Origin of the sequence: Pedobacter punctiformis (assembly GCF_027213715.1) — a bacterium.
Classification (GTDB): domain Bacteria; phylum Bacteroidota; class Bacteroidia; order Sphingobacteriales; family Sphingobacteriaceae; genus Pedobacter; species Pedobacter punctiformis.
The window spans coordinates 642,236-661,227 of record NZ_JAPWGM010000002.1 but is presented as its reverse complement, the minus strand read 5'-3'; the positions used below and the strand labels follow the sequence as shown (position 1 = coordinate 661,227).

Sequence of the window (18,992 nt, the reverse complement as noted above, 5' to 3'; positions counted from 1 at the left end):
ATGAAAAAAACTATAAGAATAAGTATTACGCTGGCATTGTTATTTGTACAAGGACAGATTGTTAAGGCACAGTATGTATTAAAAGAAGCAGATGCTCAATACGAATTGTTTAACTATAGCAAGGCCGTTAAGCTATACACGGAGGCTTATCAAAAGAAAAAGAGTTTACATGCCACTGAGCGTGTAGCAGAATGTTATCGCTTAATGCAGGATTACCAACAAGCTGAAAGTTGGTTTTCGTTATTAACCGGAATGGAAGGAGTGGGTTCTGATGCCTTTCTGAAATATGCAGATGCGCTAAAACACAATGCTAAGTATAGCGAAGCTAAGATACAGTATGCCAGATATGCAGCGCTTGAGAAATCAATTAATTCCAGTCAGCTGGCGATGTGGCAATTGTCGTGTGATTCTGCGGTCAAATGGATGCAAAATCCTAAAATGATTACGATAAAAAATGAAAAGACCTTAAACAGTGAGCAGTCTGATTGGGCGGCGGTTAAATATAATGATGGAATCGTTTTTACATCTGATAGAGCAGATAAAAAAGAAAATTCTGAAAAGAATGTTAATCGTCCGTTTTTGAAATTTGATGGTTCTAAATTACCGGATGAAAATGTTTATGGTTGGACAGGTAATAAATATTTACGTTTATACGAACAAAAACAAAAGGATAGTTTGAACTTGTTTCCAATAAATGCAGGGACAAATTATCATATTGGTGCTGCCAGTTTTAGTGTTGATGGAAATGAAATGTTTTTCACATTGACAAGAATCCCTGATAAAATTAAAAAGGGAAAAAAAGAACCGGGCACAATAAATATTGAGATTTACTCCAGTAAAAGAGAAAATGGAATATGGACAAAACCAGTACCTTTTAGATACAATAAGGTTAATGATTATTCAGTAGGCGATCCTTTTTTAACTAAAGACGGCCAAAAACTTTATTTTGTGTCAAATATGCCGGGCGGAAAAGGCGGAACGGATATTTATGTAAGTAATAAAAATGAGGATGGAAGCTGGGGAGACGCAAAAAATCTTAGCGACATGAATACACCAGGAAATGAGCGTAGTCCAATGTTTGATCATGCCAATGGATTTTATTTCAGTAGTGATGGAAGAATTGGCATGGGTGGTTTGGATATTTTCAAAACAGAAACCAGCGAAAATGAGGTTTTTACAACGCCACAAAATATGGGTTATCCGTTAAATTCTGCCGATGATGATTTTGCTTTAGTTTTAGACCATAAAAATGAAGGTTATTTTGCTTCAAACCGTGCTGGTGGTTTAGGGAGTGATGATATTTATACTTTCATCGAAAAACAAATAATGGCTTTCAAATTGGAAGGAAAAGTATTTGACGCCAAAACAAATTTACCACTTGAAAATGCAATTGTAAGTTTAAGTCAATCTAATGGCAGTACATTAAAAGTGCAAACTGATCCTGCAGGCCATTATCAGTTCAATTTAAATGAAAATGCAGATTATGCAGTTGAAGCAGGAAAAACCAATTACAGATCAGCTATTGCAGAAGATTTAACGACAAAAGGACTTTTAGCATCATCCACGTTAAAAAGAGATCTTTTTCTGGAACCAATCATTATCGGTAAAGCCATAAAACTTGAAAATATATATTATGATTTTGATAAATCTAACATCAGAGCAGACGCCTCGGTAGAACTTGATAAACTCGTATTGATATTAAAAGAAAACCCAACCATTTGGATAGAATTAGGTTCTCATACCGATAGCAGAGGTAATGATCAGTACAATCAATGGTTATCTCAAAAAAGAGCTAACTCCGCTGTTCAGTATATCATTGACAGAGGTATTGATAAAAGTCGTATAACTGCAAAAGGTTATGGCGAAAGCGTGTTACTAAACAATTGCAGTAATGGTATTAAATGTACTGAGGCTGCACATCAGTTAAATAGAAGAACTGAGTTTAAAATTACAAAACAATAATTCTAATTCTTTTTAAAAGCATCCTTCATATACTAAGTATGAGGGATGTTTTCAGGCTTTGATGATGATGTAAAAATATGAAAATTTTAATTGCAGACGATCATCAAATTATCCGGCATGGATTAAAATCATTGCTTAAAAGCATTTGGGCAAATGCAATTATACTTGAAACCGATAATTTAAATAAAGCTGTTGAAATTCTATCAACAACCAATATTAACCTGTTCGTGCTTAATATTGGTATTCCTAATATCGATGTTGCAGAAGGATTAATTGGGTTTATTGCTCAGGAAACCAAGATCGTTATTTTTTCCGGTCAGCAAGGCGATAATGAAAGAATCGAAAATTTGATTAAAGCAGGTGCAGACATTTGTCTCCATAAAAATTTATCAGTAACTGAAATTATGGCTATATTTTTATCTCTTTTTGATAATATAAGGATAACAAAAAGCTAATTATAATATTTATATAATTTTGATTTTTAGTTAATTGTGTATTTTATTTAAAGTTTTTATCTATTAATTAAAATTTAAAATAACAAATCGAGTGCTGCACTAATAAATCTTAAACATTTCTCTGTCTCCAATGTTTTCTTATCCAAAATTGCCGGCTTTCTGCGATTTCTAAAACAATTATTCTTTTTTGGGATTATATAATTCAGAATCAAAAAAGATGAGTAAAAATACAACTAAAAAACGCATCGCAATATTGGGTGGTGGCCCCAGTGGACTTTTTATGTTTAAAAGGTTAATAGAGTCAGGCCCTAAAAATTATGAAATAGAGATTTTCGAACGGAAAGGTCATCTGGGAATGGGTATGCCCTATAGTGCGGAGGGTGCCAATGATGAACACATAACCAATGTTTCAGATAATGAAATTCCTAAGATTTTCAACAATATTGAAGATTGGGTAAAAGTTGCACCAAAATCGCTCCTTAAACGGTTTAACATTAATCCCGAAAAATTTAATGAATACAAAGTATTGCCCAGGCTTTTCTTTGGCGAATATCTTTCTGCTCAATTTGACCTGTTGATAAAACGTGCTGATCAGGAAGGCATTTCGGTCAAAATAAATCTCCATTCCAATGTATTGGATATGATAGACTTACCCGGTAAGGGTAAAGTAAAAATTAAGGTAGAAGGCAGAGAAGATATTTTTTTTGATTTTGCAATAATTTGCATTGGACATAACTGGCCTAAAAATTACGAAGATAAAATTCCACATTATTTCGATTCCCCATACCCACCAAAAAAACTGGCATTAAAATTAAACCACGAAGTTGGAATAAAAGGCGCTGCATTAACCGCAATAGATGCAGTAAGGACACTTGCCCGTTATAATGGAAATTTCTATGAAGGCAATGATGGTAAACTATATTATAAAATTAATCCTGAACACGAAGGATTTGGAATTGTAATGCATTCCAGAAATGGATTGCTCCCAGCCATTCGTTTCCACCTCGAAGATTCTCATTTGGGTAAGGATGCAACATTAAGTAAAGAAGAAATTGCTCAAAATATTGAAGAAAATGATGGTTTTCTTTCCCTTGATTATGTATTTGATAAAAATTTCAAGGAAATGTTTGTGCAGAAAGAGCCTGCTTTTTATAAGCAAATTAAAAATATGAGTATCGAAACTTTTGTAGATGCTATGATGGATTTGAGAGAAAAAGAAGATTCATTTGAGCTTTTTAAAAAAGAATATGAGGAAGCGGAACAATCTATCAAAAAACGAGAGTCTGTTTATTGGAAAGAAATGCTCGCTGTATTAAGCTTTGCTATGAATTACCCTGCAAAATACTTTTCAGCTGAAGATATGCAAAGACTTCAACAAGTGTTGATGCCTTTAATTTCGATAGTTATAGCTTTTGTGCCGCAGAGTTCCTGCCGCGAGATAATGGCTTTATATGATGCCGGTTTGTTGAAACTAATAGCCGTTGGTGATGATAGTAAAGTAGTGCCTGGAACTAAAGAAGGGGCAACGTATGCTTACACAAATGAGGAAGGAGTTGAAGTAGATAAACATTTTAAAACTTTTATCGATTGTACAGGCCAGCCACATTTATCTTTTAATGAATTTCCTTTTCAAAGGCTTATTGATCGAAAAACGATTAGCGAAGCCCGCATTAAATTTCATTCAGCCCATATTGGAAAAAAAGAAATGGAGCAGGGAAATGAAAATGTTGGCAAAACTGAGAAAGGGTATTATCTTAAAGTACCTGGAATTACTATAAACGATGCTTTTCAGGTGGTTGATGAAAAAGGACATGCCAATAAACGAATTTACATTATGGCCGTACCTTATATTGGCGGATATAATCCTGACTATTCAGGTATAGATTTTTGCGAAGCCGCATCTGAACTGATTATCGATGCCATTAACAAGGGAAACTTAGTTGAAACCGAAGCACAGCTCAAAGTTAAACCTGTTAAATAGTTACAGTAAGGCATTATTGATTGCAAAATTGAAAAAATATTAAAAAATATTTGCGAAACCGAATGGTTGCTTATATATTTGCAATCAATTGGTTTCGTAATTAGGATAAAGAAATGAGGAGAGATGTTTTTCAAGCTATAGCTGATCCAACCCGCAGGGCTATTATTGGGTTAATTGCTTTACAGGCAATGACGCCAAATGCCTTGGCGGAGCATTTTGATACCTCAAGACAGGCCATATCAAAACATATAAAAATATTGGTTGAATGCCACTTGGTTAAACAAGAACAGCAGGGACGTGAAATTTATTATCAACTTGAAGCAAAAAAAATGAAAGAGATAGACCAATGGCTGGAACAATTCAGGCAAATTTGGGAAGACCGGTTTAATCAACTTGACGAAGTATTATTAACTCTTAAAAAATAAAAATCATGAAAAATAACTTATTATTTGATTTTACCGTTGATAAAGCTACAAAAACGGTATTGGTAACAAGAGAATTTGCAGCCGACCTTTCGCTGGTATGGGATGCTTTTACCAAAAAAGAAATTTTAGACCAATGGTGGGCACCTAAACCCTGGGCATCAAAAACAAAATTTATGAATTTTGAAGTTGGCGGTAAAAGATTTTATGCCATGGTAAGCCCTGAAGGACAGGAACATTGGTCATTGCAGCAATTTACTTCCATTACTCCAAAAACCAATTTCAAATATTTGAATGCTTTTGCAGATGCAGCTGAAAACCCAGAATTGCCAGCTTCTGAATGGAATTTGAGTTTCAGCGAAGAAAACGGAAACACAAAAGTCAGTATTAAGATTTACAATGAATCACTTGCCCGTATGGAAAAAATGATTGAAATGGGCTTTGAGGGAGGATTTACAATGACATTGAACTATCTGGATGAATTATTGGCAACCTTATCGCAGAAACGATAGGATACAAAATAAATCTTGGCCTGTACTTCAAAAATTGAATAATAATGATCATAGAAAAGCAAATTGAGGCATACATTGCCAGTCAACCTGAAGCCAAACAGCTTGATATGCAAGCATTGCACCACATGATTCAGCAAATCATGCCGGCATGTAAATTATGGTTTCTGGATGGTAGAAACGATGAAAGTAAAATTGTTTCTAATCCTAATATTGGATATGGAGCTTACACTATGAAATATGCTGATGGTACAACCAGAATGTTTTATCAAATTGGTTTGAGTGCAAATAAAACCGGAATATCGGTATATATACTTGGTATAGAAGATAAGAAATATTTAAACCAGACGTATGGAGAAAAAATAGGGAAGGCAAGTGTAACCGGATATTGTATTAAGTTTAAAACACTGAAAGATATAAATATTGATGTGCTTGAAGCGGCAATACGATATGGGGTTGAGGCTACTAATGAAAAGATTGCCTGACGAATCAGATAATTTATTATTAACAATGCAAAATAAAAGAAAATGAAAAATAATTTATTCATGGATTTTTCTGTAGACAGAGAAAACAGTATTGTAAATGTAAAAAGAGAATTTGCAGCACCTATATCAAATGTTTGGGCTGCCTGGACAGAGAAAGATTTACTTGACCAATGGTGGGCACCGAAGCCCTGGAAATCAAGAACAAAATCAATGGATTTTAAAGTTGGCGGCCGAAGATTGTACGCTATGGTTGGTCCTGAAGGCGAGGAACACTGGGCTTTAGCCGATTTTAAAGCCATTACACCGGCAACAAATTTCAAATTTTTTGATGCTTTTTGTGATCCGGAAGGAAATATAAATGCGGATTTTCCCCGTTCAGACTGGAGTGTTGATTTTACAGAATCAAATGGTACAACTATTGTAACCGTTGCTATTAAACATGAAAAACTTTCAGATTTGGAAGCTATAATCGAAATGGGTTTCAAAGAAGGTTTTACATCAGCTTTGGAAGGTCTGGACGAAATCTTTTCTTCTCAAAAATTTTAATTAGATTTAAGCTTATTGTACTAAATATGGCAGAGCACAATCAATTTGCAAAAGCAGAAATGCTAATCCGAAAACCGGTTCGTGAGGTTTTTCAGGCATTCATTAACCCTGAGGTGACCACTAAATTTTGGTTTACAAAAAGTTCAGGAAAACTGGAAGAAGGCAAGGAAGTAGAATGGACTTGGGAAATGTATAACGTTACGGTTCTGGTTACAGTTAAAAAGATTGAAGAAGATAAACAAATTATAGTTGAATGGGGCAATTATGAAGATTTAACAACAGTTGAATGGACATTTAAAGCGATGCCTGATGAAGCCACGTTTGTATCGGTTGTGAACCAGATTAACAGCAGCAATGCTGATCGGGTTCTTTCGTTGGTAAGAGAATCTACCGAAGGTTTTACCCTTGTATTAGCCGGACTAAAAGCTTATCTGGAGTTTGGCATAAAACTTAATCTGGTTGGCGATCGCTTTCCAAAAGGATTAAACTAAAATTATCATACGCCTTGATTTTGTGTTACACCAACATAATTTGCTGCTAAGAATTGTATATAATTTTCAGGGAATTGTGTAAAATCACTGGCTGCGCTTCATTTTATATTTGCAGGATCGAAAATTTAATCGTTACCCTATTTCAAAATGAAGAAGATTACCCTGTATTTATTTTTTGTGTGCGTTTATGGAATTACCTATGCACGTGAAAATGTACGCCTTAGCATTCAAACCAACTTACAGCAGGTGGTATATACTTGCAGCATGCACCCCGAAGTAAAAAGTACCAAGCCTGGTACTTGTCCAAAATGTGGAATGGCTTTGATCAGAGAGAAAATAAAAGCTAATGTACCAGTAGAAAACAAACAGCAGGTTAAAACTTCATCTTCTTCAGATTCTGGCTCTAAAAATAATACTGAAAGCCGGCATATAAAATCCAGAACCGTCCGGTATGATCTTTATGTAAAAGATACCACGGTTAACTTTTCAGGAAAACCACGAATGGCGATGGCTATAAATGGTCTTATTCCTGGTCCTGCGCTGGTATTTACCGAAGGAGATACCGCAGAAGTGTATGTTCATAATTTAATGGATATGGAAACCTCAATTCACTGGCATGGCGTATTTTTGCCAAACAACATGGATGGTGTTCCATATTTAACACAAATGCCTATTAAACCTCACTCTACCTATGTATACAAATTTCCGGTGATTCAAAATGGCACTTACTGGTATCATAGTCATACCATGCTTCAGGAACAGAGTGGCCTGTATGGTGCGCTAATCTTTAATAAAAAGAATGAGCCAAAAATTCCGGCTATTCCTGTGGTACTTAGCGACTGGACGGATATGAACCCGAAAGAAGCAGATCGCTTGCTTCATAATGCATCAGATTGGTTTGCCATTAAAAAAGGCACAACCCAGAGTTATGGTGAAGCCATTAGTAAAGGTTATTTTAAAACAAAAGTAACTAACGAATGGAAACGCATGACAGCCATGGATGTAAGTGATGTATATTATGAAAAATTCCTGACCAACGGAAAAAATGTTGACGTCCAGCCTCAGTTTAAAGCAGGTGATAAGGTAAAATTGAGGATAGTTGATGGTGGCGCTTCGACATATTTCTGGCTCACCTGGGCAGGAGGAAAAATCACTGTTGTGGCTAATGATGGAAATGATGTGGAACCTGTTGAAGTAGACCGTTTACTTATTGCACCTTCAGAAACTTACGATGTTATCTTAACGATTCCGGCAGATGGGAGTTACGAATTTCTTTCCACAGCCGAAGACCGGACCAATTCAACCTCTTTGTGGCTGGGTAGTGGGGCTAAAAAACCTGCAAAACCGCTTGCGAAGCTCAAATACTTTGAGGGTATGAAAATGATGAATGGGATGATGAAGATGAGTGGAGATATGGAACCTATGGGTATGAAAATGTCAAATCAGCAGATGGATATGAATAATGTGATGTATCCTGAGGTTACCGGTTATGATTATGGTAAGAAGGGCAAAAATGAGAATGGACATGAGCCCGTTAAAGAAGAAACTGAAGATGCAGAAATAGTAACCTTAAATTATGGCATGTTAAGGGCAACTGAAAAAACAACTTTAAGAGAAGGGCCCTTAAAAGTATTGAAATTTGAACTAACCGGAAACATGAATCGCTATGTATGGACGATTGATAACAAAACGGTTTCTGAAAGTGATAAAATTTTAATTAAAAAAGGCGAAAACATTAGAATTGTCCTGTATAACAATTCCATGATGCGCCATCCCATGCACTTGCATGGTCATGATTTTAGAGTATTGAACGGACAAGGGGAATATGCGCCGCTGAAAAATGTATTGGATATTATGCCAATGGAAACTGATACCATTGAATTTGCAGCTACAGAGCGTGGAGACTGGTTTTTTCATTGTCACATTTTATACCATATGATGAGTGGCATGGGCAGGATTTTTAGTTATGAAAATTCAGCACCTAACCCTGAAATTATTAACCCAAAATTTGCTCAGCGCAAATTGTTTAGTGATGACAGACTGTTTCATCCAATGGCTACAATAGGTTTGGAAAGCAGTGGGAGTGACGGAGAATTCATGCTGTCCAATACCCGTTATCGTTTTTCTACAGAGTGGCGACTTGGCTTAAAAGCCGAACATGGTTACGAAAGCGAAACCTATTTTGGTCGCTATATTGGGAAAATGCAGATGTTTATGCCTTTTATTGGTTTTGATTATCACTACAATAAGATGAATAATGAGTCTGAAAAAAATCTTTTCGGACAAATCAGTAATCAGCACAATAGAAAAGCAGCTGTAATCGGTTTCCAATATACCTTGCCAATGCTGTTTATAGCTGAGGCCCGTTTAGACAGTAAAGGGAAAGTGCGTTTCCAATTGGCCAGAGAAGATATTCCACTTACCAGCAGACTGAGGTTTAATATCATGGGTAATACAGACAAGGAATATATGGCAGGCTTTCGCTACATTGTAACCAAATACTTTTCGTTTTCTACACACTACGATAGCGATATGGGCTATGGTGGAGGAATAACGTTAAACTATTAAAATGAGCTGTTGAAGCAAAATTTATACATGTGAAAATAAATAAAAATGATCGGCATGCTCATGTTTTGATAAATAAACAGGCACTACCCATTAATCTTTAAATTTAAAACTGAAAGATTTAGAATAATAATTGCTAGTTTTGAAAAAAATGAGGTGTTCAATAATTATATTTTCTGTTTATCTGATCCTTTTAGGGCTTTTGCCTTGTCAGGATAGGGCAGATCTTGTGGTAAGTGCCCAATATTCCACCTCCGTACAGCATGCCGATTCCGGAACAAAACATGCTCAGGATGAATCTTGTCCGCCATTTTGTAGTTGTGCTTGTTGCTCAGTTGGTCAGCATTTTCCAATTGACCAAACTTCAGCTGAAATAGAACTACTTCATTACACGTCTTATCAGGTTTTTTGTATTTCCAATATTAAAAAACAACCTGTGGATGTTTGGCAACCGCCTAAACTAGCTTAATTCCTTCTTTGATGATCGGCGGCAACGACAATCTTTAGATTGCTTGTGCCTAAATTGTATTTGATCGTCAACAATTGAAACTGTTTATTTCAGTTGAATAACCTCTGCAGATGATCTGGTTATGCTATGGTTTTTTATTCTAAAATCTTAGCTATGGCCTTATTAAGCCTGTAATCCGGTTATTCACCAATTCATACCATTTTTAAAAATGTTAGATAATATTATAAAATTCAGCATAAAAAATAAGCTCATTATTGGCTTGCTTACATTGGCACTTATTTGCTGGGGTATATGGAGTGCTTCCAAGCTGCCTATCGATGCCCAGCCTGATATTACCAATAATCAGGTACAAATTATTACCCTTACACCCACACTAGCCGCACAGGAAACAGAACAATTGGTTACTTATCCAATAGAGCAAACATTGGCTAATTTACCCGATCTTCAGGAAATAAGGTCTGTTTCAAGGTTTGGTCTTTCGGTAATTACAGTGGTTTTTCACGAAGACGTAGATGTTTACTTTGCCAGGCAACTGATTGGTGAAAAACTCAAAGAAGCAGAAACAAAAATTCCAAAAGGGCTTGGAACACCAGAACTGGCTCCGGTTAGTACAGGACTTGGAGAGGTATACCAATATGTTGTTCACCCAAAAAAAGGCTCAGAAAATAAATATTCTGCGATGGATTTACGAACCATGCAGGACTGGATTGTAGCCCGGCAGCTTTATGGCACACCCGGTGTGGCTGAGGTAAACAGTTTTGGTGGTTTATTAAAACAATATGAAGTATCGGTAAATTCAAACCGATTAAAGGCCATGAATATAACCATTGCCGAGATTTTTACCGCATTGGAAAAAAACAACGAAAATACTGGTGGTGCTTACATTGATAAAAAGCCAAATGCTTATTTCATCAGAGGAATAGGCTTAATGGGGTCTATGAGAGATATTGGCAATACAGTTGTAAAAAAAGTAAACCATATTCCGGTGCTGGTTAAGGATGTTGCCGAGGTAAAACTGGGCAATGCGGTACGCTACGGTTCGGTTACCTATAATGGCGAAAAAGAAGTTGTAGGTGGTATTGTAATGATGTTAAAGGGAGCCAATAGTGCCGCTGTTGTTGAAAAGGTTAAAGCTAAAATGGAAGTGATTAGAAAAGCCCTGCCGGAAGATGTAGTAATAGAAGCTTTTAGCGACCGGGCCAGTTTAGTTGAAAGGGCCGTTAATACCGTTAAAACCAATCTGATAGAAGGGGCCCTGATCGTAATACTGGTTTTAGTACTGTTTTTAGGCAATTTCAGAGCAGGTTTGATTGTGGCGTCGGCTATTCCGCTGGCTATGCTTTTTGCACTGGCCATGATGAATGTATTTGGTGTGAGCGCCAATTTGATGAGCTTAGGAGCCATTGATTTTGGATTGATTGTAGATGGTGCTGTAATTATTGTTGAAGCAACGTTACATCATTTAGCTTTAAGAAAATCAACTCAAAAGCTTACACAAAACGAAATGGATGAAGAAGTATTTGTTTCTGCATCTAAAATACGCAGTAGTGCCGCTTTTGGAGAAATTATCATCCTCATTGTGTACATCCCTATTTTAACTTTGGTAGGTATTGAAGGTAAAATGTTTCGCCCTATGGCCATGACGGTAGGCTTTGCCATATTCGGTGCCTTGTTATTATCACTTACCTACATTCCGATGATGTCGGCATTATTCCTCTCTAAAAATATATCCCATAAAAAAACATTTTCAGACCGGATGATGGATTTCTTTCAAAGAGGATATACACCCATAATCAAATGGGCTATTAAAATGAAATATGTGGTGGTAGCAGGTGCGGTTGTTTTACTGGGCATTAGCGTTTTTGTTTTCAGCAGGATGGGGGGAGAATTTCTTCCTCAGTTGCAGGAAGGGGATTATGCTTTTCACTGTATTCTTCCGCAAGGTACATCACTTAGCCAAAGTGTGGAAACCTCTATGCAAGCCAGCCGGATTATAAAATCCTTTCCTGAAGTAAAAATGGTGGTTGGCAAAACGGGCAGTGCAGAAGTGCCCACTGATCCAATGCCTCCTGAAGCAACCGATTTGATTATTAACCTTAAACCCAAAAGTGAGTGGACAACTACCCAGGATTATAATAAACTGGCACAACTGATGATAGAGAAACTGGAAGCATCAATACCCGGTGTTTTCTTTGAAGCTTCGCAACCTATACAAATGCGTTTTAATGAGTTAATGACGGGGGTAAGACAGGATGTGGCCATTAAAATATTTGGCGAAAACATTGACACCCTTGCGGCACTTGCACCTAAAGTGGCAAAAATTGTTCAGACCGTAAAAGGCGCAACAGAGCCACAGGTAGAACGTACCGCGGGTTTGCCACAAATTACCATTCAGTACGACCGGGCTAAAATTGCAGGGTATGGGTTAAATATTGAAGACATTAATAATACCATCAGTACTGCCTTTGCAGGTAGAGCTGCGGGTGTGATATTTGAGAATGAACGCAAATTTGATTTGGTGGTTCGGCTGGACAGTAACAGCAGAAGCTCTATAGATGACGTAAATAATTTATATGTGGCCACTAACGAGGGCAATCAAATTCCACTTTCACAAGTGGCAGCCATTTCTTTTAAGGAAGGTCCTGCTCAAATTAGCCGGGAAGAAGGAAAACGCAGAATTGTGGTCGGTTTTAATGTAAAGGATAGAGATGTACAGAGCGTAGTTACTGACATTCAGCAAAAACTGAATGAAGCTAAGCTTTTACCGACCGGTTATTATTATACTTATGGAGGTACTTTTGAAAATTTACAAGAAGCCTCTTCAAGGTTAATGGTGGCGGTGCCGGTTGCATTGGCATTGATATTTCTATTGTTGTTTTTCACTTTTGGTACCATAAAAGATGCATTACTCATTTTTACAGCCATCCCAATGAGTGCCATTGGCGGGGTATTTGCCCTTTTGCTAAGGGGAATGCCATTCAGTATTTCAGCAGGTGTTGGTTTTATTGCCCTTTTTGGGGTTGCCGTATTAAATGGTATTGTATTGATTGGAACCTTCAACCAATTAAAAAAAGAAGGAATGGAAGATATTATTCAGCGAATACTGGAAGGAACAAAAATCAGGTTAAGGCCTGTGTTGATGACTGCTACGGTTGCTTCTCTGGGTTTTATCCCAATGGCATTAAGCAGTGGAGCGGGGGCAGAAGTACAAAAACCCTTGGCAACAGTTGTTATTGGAGGTTTAATTACCGCAACATTTTTAACGTTGGTGGTGCTGCCACTACTTTATCTCCTGTTTTCAGGTAAAATAAAAACAAAAATAACCCCAAAAACTGCAATAGCTACAGTTATTTTACTGTTTATCGGTTTTTCAAATTCCGTTAAGGCACAACAAAGCAGTTCAAAACGGATGAGTATAGAAGAAGCTGTTGCACTGGCAAAAGGTAATCTTCAATACGAAGTAAATAACCAGCAGTTAAATAAAGGAAAGGCGCAGACAAAAACGGCTTCTATTTTAACAAAAACTGGTGTATTTGCAGAGAATGAGGACCTTAGACCAAGTGATCATGCTGGTGTTTTAAAAATAGGGTTATCACAAAATCTTGCCTGGCCCGGTTTATATAAAGCACAAAAAAATCTTTATACGGAGCAGTTGAAATACTATGAAGCAAATACAGCTGCGATTGATGTGAGTGTAAAAAGAGAGATCAGGGCTGTGTATTATCAGCTTTGGTACTTGCAGGATAAAAAACAACTGTATCATCGGTTGGATAGCATTTACAGATCGCTTAATGCTGCAGCAAAACTGAAGGTAAAAACAGGCGATAGTCCTGGTTTAGACAGTATTGCATCGAATGTGCGCATGAAAGAAATAGGTGCGTTAATTCTGCAAATGGATCGGGAAACCAAAATACAACAGCAGGCAATGATGCAGCTGCTTAATATTTCAGCATATATTTTGCCATTAGAGCAACCTCTGGCAAAGTTAACCGTTCCTAATCTGCAGGACGAAAATACTCATCCCGTGCTAACCCTTCAATCGCAAAATATTAATATCGCAAATGCTGGAATAGACGTGATTAAAAATGAAAACAGACCCGATTTTTCAGGTCGCTTTTTTAGTCAGCGTTTATGGGGTGCTAAAGATCCATTTACAGGTTTTTCGGTTACCGCCTCATTTCTGCTGTTCAATGCTGGTACTTCACGCAATAAGGTAAAAGTTGCACAGGCAGAAAAAGCTGTACAGCAAAAGCAATACGATTATGATGCGCAGCTTTTTAACAATAAAAAATCACAGTTGCTGCAGGAAGTAGATAAAGGTTATAGCATGTTGTCATTTTATGAAACTACAGGATTAAAACAAGCCACTGAAATTATAAAAGCTGCAACTTTAGCCTATAGAGCAGGCGAAATAAGTTTTGCCGAGATGTCGCAATACCTTACACAATCCATTGATATCCAGAAAAATTATTTAGAGGTGCTCAATACCTATAATCAATCGGTTATCCAATACAATTATTACATCAATCAATAAAAATTATACCTCAATGAAAAAATATCTGATTATAATGTTCGTGATGTGCTTTGCTGCGGCCACAATTGTTTCCTGTGGTGGAAAAAGCAGTACAGAAACTGAAGATTCAAAAAAAGCAAGCACAGAAGAAGCACACGAAGAAGAAAACACCAATACAGCTATGCTAACCGGTTCGCAGATGAAAAGCATAGGTTTGAAATTGGGTAGTATTGAGAATAAGCAACTTACAACGGCTTTAAAAACCAATGGAACATTGCAGGTGCCGAATCAAAACAGGGCAAGTGTAAATTCTGTTTATAGTGGGGCAATTAAATCGTTATTAGTACAGCCCGGCAATCTTGTGCGTAAAGGACAAACCATTGCAACCATTTCAAATCCCGAATTTATACAGGTGCAAAGTGATTATTTAAATGCCAGTGCGAAAATTAGTCTGGTTGAGCTGGAAGTGAAAAGGCAAAAAGAATTAAATGCAGGTAATGCCGGAGCCTTAAAAAACCTGCAATCTGCTGAAACAGAGTTGAAAACGCTGCAAACGGCAAAAGCCACTTATGCACAGCAAATACAGCTAATGGGACTTAATCCTGGTCGTTTAAGTAAAGGGAGATTGATTTCAGTGTTGTCTGTAAAAAGCCCGATAAATGGAGTAGTCAGCAATGTAAAAGTAGAAATGGGAAGTTATGTTGATGTGAATACACCAATAGCCGAAATTGTAGATAACAGTCAGCTGCACCTGGATTTATTTGTATATGAAAAAGACATTCCAAAGCTTAAAAACAACCAGTTAATTCACTTTACAATGACCAATAATCCGGGTAAAGAATATGATGCGCAAATTTATTCTTTAGGTTCTTCTTTTGAGGGAGAAAGTAAGGCTGTAACGGTACATGCTAAAGTGCAGGGAAACAAAGCAGGGTTAATTGATGGAATGACGGTTACTGCTGTAATTAGTTTAGAAACGGGTACAAAACCAGCCGTACCATCAGAGGCGATTGTGAACCTAGGTGGACAGGACTTCATCTTTGTGCGGAAAGTGGAAGCTGAACATCAAAAAGGTAATGAAACAACTGGACATAAAGATGAAAAAGGAATGACCTTTGAAAAAATACCTGTTGCTAAAGGAACTACCGATGTTGGGTATACCGAAATTACCTTACTTAAAGAAATTCCGAAGGACGCTGAAATTGTGGTTAAGGGTGCATTTTTTGTACTGGCCAAAATGAGTAATGCAGGAGAGCATGAACATTAAAAATGTGAAATATTGATTCTGAATAAATAAAATTAGCAAGATGAAAACACAAAAAGAAGATAAAGAAAATCACGATAACCATGTGCACAGTGATCAGGAGTCAGAAGAAGGCCATAACCACGAAGGTGGTATTTTTGGTGTCAATACAGAATTGTATTTTGCCATTTTAAGTGGTGTTTGTTTAGCAATAGGCTATGGCTTTACTTATATAAATGGTTTGCCATCCTGGTCAAGTTTGGTGTTATACATTGCCGCTTATTTTTTTTGAGGTTACTTTACAGCAAAAGAAGCTGTAGAAACCATTTTAAAAGGTGGCTTTGAAATAGATTTTCTAATGTTGGTGGCAGCCATTGGCGCTGCAATTTTGGGTTCCTGGGCTGAAGGCGCTTTATTGTTATTCCTTTTTAGCCTTGGGCATGCGCTGGAGCACTATGCCATGGGTAAGGCACGCAAATCTATAGCTGCATTAACAAGTCTGGCTCCTCCAACTGCTCTTGTGATAAGGGAGGGAAAGGAATCTGAAATTCGTATCGAACAATTAAAACTTGGCGATGTAATTATTATTAAACCGAACAGTAAAATTCCGGCCGATGGTGTTGTTGTAAAGGGAGAAGGCAGTGTTAACCAGGCCCCAATTACAGGTGAAAGTGTACCGGTAGATAAATCTCCAGTACCAGATGCAAACCTTGATTATTCGACCGACAAAAATATAAAACCTCAGTTTCGCGTTTTCTCCGGAACGATAAATGGTACATCCGTGCTTGAGGTAAAAGTAATCAGGGAAGCGAAAGATTCAACCATTTCCCGTTTAATTAAAATGGTTAACGAAGCAGAGAAGCAAAAATCTCCCACACAGCTTTTTACCGATAAGTTTGAGCAGTTTTTTGTACCCACTGTTTTGGTCCTGATAACGTTATTGTGCTTTGCTTTTTTAGTCATCGACGAACCTTTTAGCAAAAGTTTTTACAGGGCAATGTCGGTTTTGGTGGCTGCAAGTCCATGTGCCTTAGCAATTTCTACACCCAGTGCTGTATTGAGTGGAGTGGCCAGAGCCGCCCGTGCAGGTGTATTGATTAAGGGTGGACGGCCTTTAGAAGATTTAGGTGAATTAAATGCCATTGCATTTGATAAAACCGGAACATTAACAGAAGGAAAACCCAAATTAACCAATGTAATTCCATTAAATGGTATTTCAGAAGAAGAATTAATGTCGGTAGCGGTTTCGGTCGAAAAACTTAGTGATCACCCGTTGGCAGAAGCCATTGTGAAAGGTGCCTTTGAAAAAATGAAAGATCAAACGGTTAAAGAAGCTCAAAATGTTAAGGGAATTACAGGAAGAGGAGTGCAGGCTGAGGTAGATGGTAAAAAGATATTGATCGGAAATAAAGCACTTTTCGAAAAAGAAGGCATTCCGCAGGATCTTTTAAAACAAGTGGAAGACCTTGAAAAAGGTGGTCACACTTCTATGCTGGTAAAGCGGGAAAATGATTTTATAGGTATACTTTCTTTAATGGATGTACCAAGACCGGAAGCTAAACAGGTGCTTGCTGAACTGACTGATTTGGGGATTAAAAAAATGATTATGCTCACCGGAGACAATCAGCAGGTTGCTGAAGCAGTTGCAAAACAAATCGGCGTTACCGAAGCCTGGGGAAATCTGATGCCCGAAGATAAGGTAGAAGCTGTACAGAAACTGGCAAAATCTGAAAAAATGGTTGCAATGGTTGGCGATGGTGTAAACGATGCACCGGCAATGGCTAAAAGTACGGTAGGCATTGCGATGGGGGCTGCAGGCTCTGATGTAGCATTGGAAACCGCAGATATTGCCCTGATGGGCGATAAGCTGGAAAGCTTGCCATTTGCCATTGGGTTAAGCCGCAAAGCGAGAGGAATTATTAAACAAAACCTGTGGATTTCTCTCGGTGTGGTAGCGGTATTAATTCCATTAACCATTCTGGGGATCGCTTCAATAGGGCCAGCTGTAATTGCGCACGAAGGATCTACTTTAATCGTAGTTTTTAATGCACTTCGCTTATTGGCTTATAACCGTACGCCTAAAAAATCAGGATCAACCTAAAAAATTTCTTTGATCAATAAAAGGGCTAATATGTCCTTTTATTGATCAATTATAGTAAAATTACCAAACTGCCGCCAACAATCATTAATCCGCCAATCAGCGTTTTTGCATCTATTGGCTCCTTTAATATTAAAAAAGCCAGTCCCATGGCAATAGCCACACTCAGTTTATCTATGGGGGCAACTTTTGATACATTTCCGGTTTCGAGTGCTTTAAAGTAAAAAATCCAGGATAAGCCGGTGGCCACGCCAGAAAGCCCTAAAAAGATGAGGTTGTTTTTGCTCAGCGTTTTTAATTCTGAGATTTCTCCCGTGGCCAAAACAATCCCCCAGGCGATAAAAAGAATGACTATGGTGCGAATGGCAGTTGCCATATTTCCACTAACACCTTTAATACCCATTTTGGCTAAAATTGCAGTTGCGGCTGCAAAAAAGGCCGATAATATTGCATAAAACTTCCACATGTTATTTTATTTATACAAGTTATACCTTAAAAAAACCGGAGATGGCGTTTTATCTTAAAGATAGTTTTTAATTCTGTAGCAAAACTGTTTTATCTATTTACTACAGTTTTTCTTCAGAATTAGCCATTATAATTACAACTGCAAAATTAGGTTGGTTCATGGAAATTCCTCAAGAGATTTTACTGGAAAAGGTTAGATGGTTTACTGAAAACTTGTTGAAAACCAATCTGCCCGATTCAATGTATTTTCACAATTACAAACACACTTTACTCGTTGTTGAAGGGGTTACGCTTATCGGCAAAGCAACCGGTTTATCTGATAATGACCAGTTTATTTTAACGGTTGCCGCATTTTTGCATGACGTTGGTTATACTCAAAAATATATTGGCCACGAACTCAGCAGTGCAAATATTGCTGAAACATTTTTACTCGAAAATGGATTGGAACCCGAAAAAGTGATGCAGGTTAAAGCTTGCATTATGGCAACATCGTACCCACAGTTTCCATCAAATACACTTGAAATGATTATTTGTGATGCCGATTTCTATCATTTCGCTCTTAAAGACTATTTACTTTACGCACACCGGTTGAAACAGGAGTGGGAAGAAAAATTAGGATTGATTTATTCCGGTCGGCAATGGGATGCTTTAAACCTTGAAATGCTGGCCCGGCACGAATATTTTACCGCTTACGGTAAACAATTTCTTCAGCCTAAGAAAAACCTGAACATAGAAAAACTGATTCAACGGTTTACCTGAATTATAGCAACCGGAAGAACTTTCAAATT

The 18,992-nt window shown here is 37.4% G+C and carries 16 protein-coding genes; 15 read left to right on the top strand and 1 reads right to left on the bottom strand.

Translation table 11 applies throughout. The annotated features are described in order from the left end of the window. The 14 genes from O0955_RS08780 to O0955_RS08715 all read left to right on the top strand — a co-directional run bounded on the left by O0955_RS08780 (position 1) and on the right by O0955_RS08715 (position 17,742). Entirely contained in the window at positions 1-1,962 is a 1,962-nt protein-coding gene (locus O0955_RS08780; RefSeq protein ID WP_269427167.1) for an OmpA family protein, read from the top strand. A 77-nt stretch (positions 1,963-2,039) separates the two neighbouring features. Next, positions 2,040-2,417 carry a response regulator gene (locus O0955_RS08775; RefSeq protein ID WP_269427166.1) on the top strand — a complete coding sequence of 126 codons (378 nt, stop codon included), beginning with the start codon at positions 2,040-2,042 and terminating at the stop codon, positions 2,415-2,417. 217 nt (positions 2,418-2,634) lie between these two features. After that, positions 2,635-4,398 carry an FAD/NAD(P)-binding protein gene (locus O0955_RS08770; RefSeq protein ID WP_269427165.1) on the top strand — a complete coding sequence of 588 codons (1,764 nt, stop codon included), beginning with the start codon at positions 2,635-2,637 and terminating at the stop codon, positions 4,396-4,398. Positions 4,399-4,511: 113 nt separating this feature from the next. Continuing rightward, the gene (locus O0955_RS08765) at positions 4,512-4,823 is read left to right on the top strand and encodes an ArsR/SmtB family transcription factor (RefSeq protein ID WP_269427164.1); all 312 of its coding nucleotides are present in this window, start codon (positions 4,512-4,514) and stop codon (positions 4,821-4,823) included. Positions 4,824-4,828: 5 nt separating this feature from the next. After that, complete coding sequence (locus O0955_RS08760) at positions 4,829-5,332, top strand: SRPBCC family protein (protein WP_269427163.1); 504 nt, start codon at positions 4,829-4,831, stop codon at positions 5,330-5,332. A gap of 44 nt (positions 5,333-5,376) precedes the next feature. Next, complete coding sequence (locus O0955_RS08755; protein WP_269427162.1) at positions 5,377-5,814, top strand: DUF1801 domain-containing protein; 438 nt, start codon at positions 5,377-5,379, stop codon at positions 5,812-5,814. Positions 5,815-5,856: 42 nt separating this feature from the next. Beyond that, positions 5,857-6,360 (top strand): SRPBCC family protein, encoded by a 504-nt coding sequence (locus O0955_RS08750; protein ID WP_269427161.1) that lies wholly within the window; start codon positions 5,857-5,859, stop codon positions 6,358-6,360. A 26-nt stretch (positions 6,361-6,386) separates the two neighbouring features. Continuing rightward, complete coding sequence (locus O0955_RS08745) at positions 6,387-6,851, top strand: SRPBCC family protein (RefSeq protein WP_269427160.1); 465 nt, start codon at positions 6,387-6,389, stop codon at positions 6,849-6,851. 147 nt (positions 6,852-6,998) lie between these two features. Beyond that, the gene (locus O0955_RS08740; protein WP_269427159.1) at positions 6,999-9,419 is read left to right on the top strand and encodes a multicopper oxidase domain-containing protein; all 2,421 of its coding nucleotides are present in this window, start codon (positions 6,999-7,001) and stop codon (positions 9,417-9,419) included. 148 nt (positions 9,420-9,567) lie between these two features. Next, positions 9,568-9,885, top strand: coding sequence for a DUF6660 family protein (locus tag O0955_RS08735; protein WP_269427158.1), 318 nt, complete (start codon positions 9,568-9,570; stop codon positions 9,883-9,885). A gap of 208 nt (positions 9,886-10,093) precedes the next feature. Further along, positions 10,094-14,419, top strand: a complete 4,326-nt coding sequence (locus O0955_RS08730; protein ID WP_269427157.1) for a CusA/CzcA family heavy metal efflux RND transporter — start codon at positions 10,094-10,096, stop codon at positions 14,417-14,419. Between the two features lie 13 nt (positions 14,420-14,432). After that, the gene (locus O0955_RS08725) at positions 14,433-15,665 is read left to right on the top strand and encodes an efflux RND transporter periplasmic adaptor subunit (protein ID WP_269427156.1); all 1,233 of its coding nucleotides are present in this window, start codon (positions 14,433-14,435) and stop codon (positions 15,663-15,665) included. A gap of 40 nt (positions 15,666-15,705) precedes the next feature. Further along, entirely contained in the window at positions 15,706-15,933 is a 228-nt protein-coding gene (locus O0955_RS18205) for a hypothetical protein (protein ID WP_269427155.1), read from the top strand. A 66-nt stretch (positions 15,934-15,999) separates the two neighbouring features. After that, positions 16,000-17,742 carry a heavy metal translocating P-type ATPase gene (locus O0955_RS08715; RefSeq protein ID WP_269427154.1) on the top strand — a complete coding sequence of 581 codons (1,743 nt, stop codon included), beginning with the start codon at positions 16,000-16,002 and terminating at the stop codon, positions 17,740-17,742. A gap of 49 nt (positions 17,743-17,791) precedes the next feature. Here the strand turns inward: O0955_RS08715 and O0955_RS08710 are convergent, their stop codons facing one another. Beyond that, the gene (locus O0955_RS08710; protein ID WP_269427153.1) at positions 17,792-18,205 is read right to left on the bottom strand and encodes an EamA family transporter; all 414 of its coding nucleotides are present in this window, start codon (positions 18,203-18,205) and stop codon (positions 17,792-17,794) included. Between the two features lie 158 nt (positions 18,206-18,363). On the opposite strand from O0955_RS08710, the gene O0955_RS08705 reads away from it, so the two are divergent. After that, positions 18,364-18,963, top strand: coding sequence for an HD domain-containing protein (locus O0955_RS08705; RefSeq protein WP_269427152.1), 600 nt, complete (start codon positions 18,364-18,366; stop codon positions 18,961-18,963). The last annotated feature ends 29 nt before the right edge of the window (positions 18,964-18,992 follow it).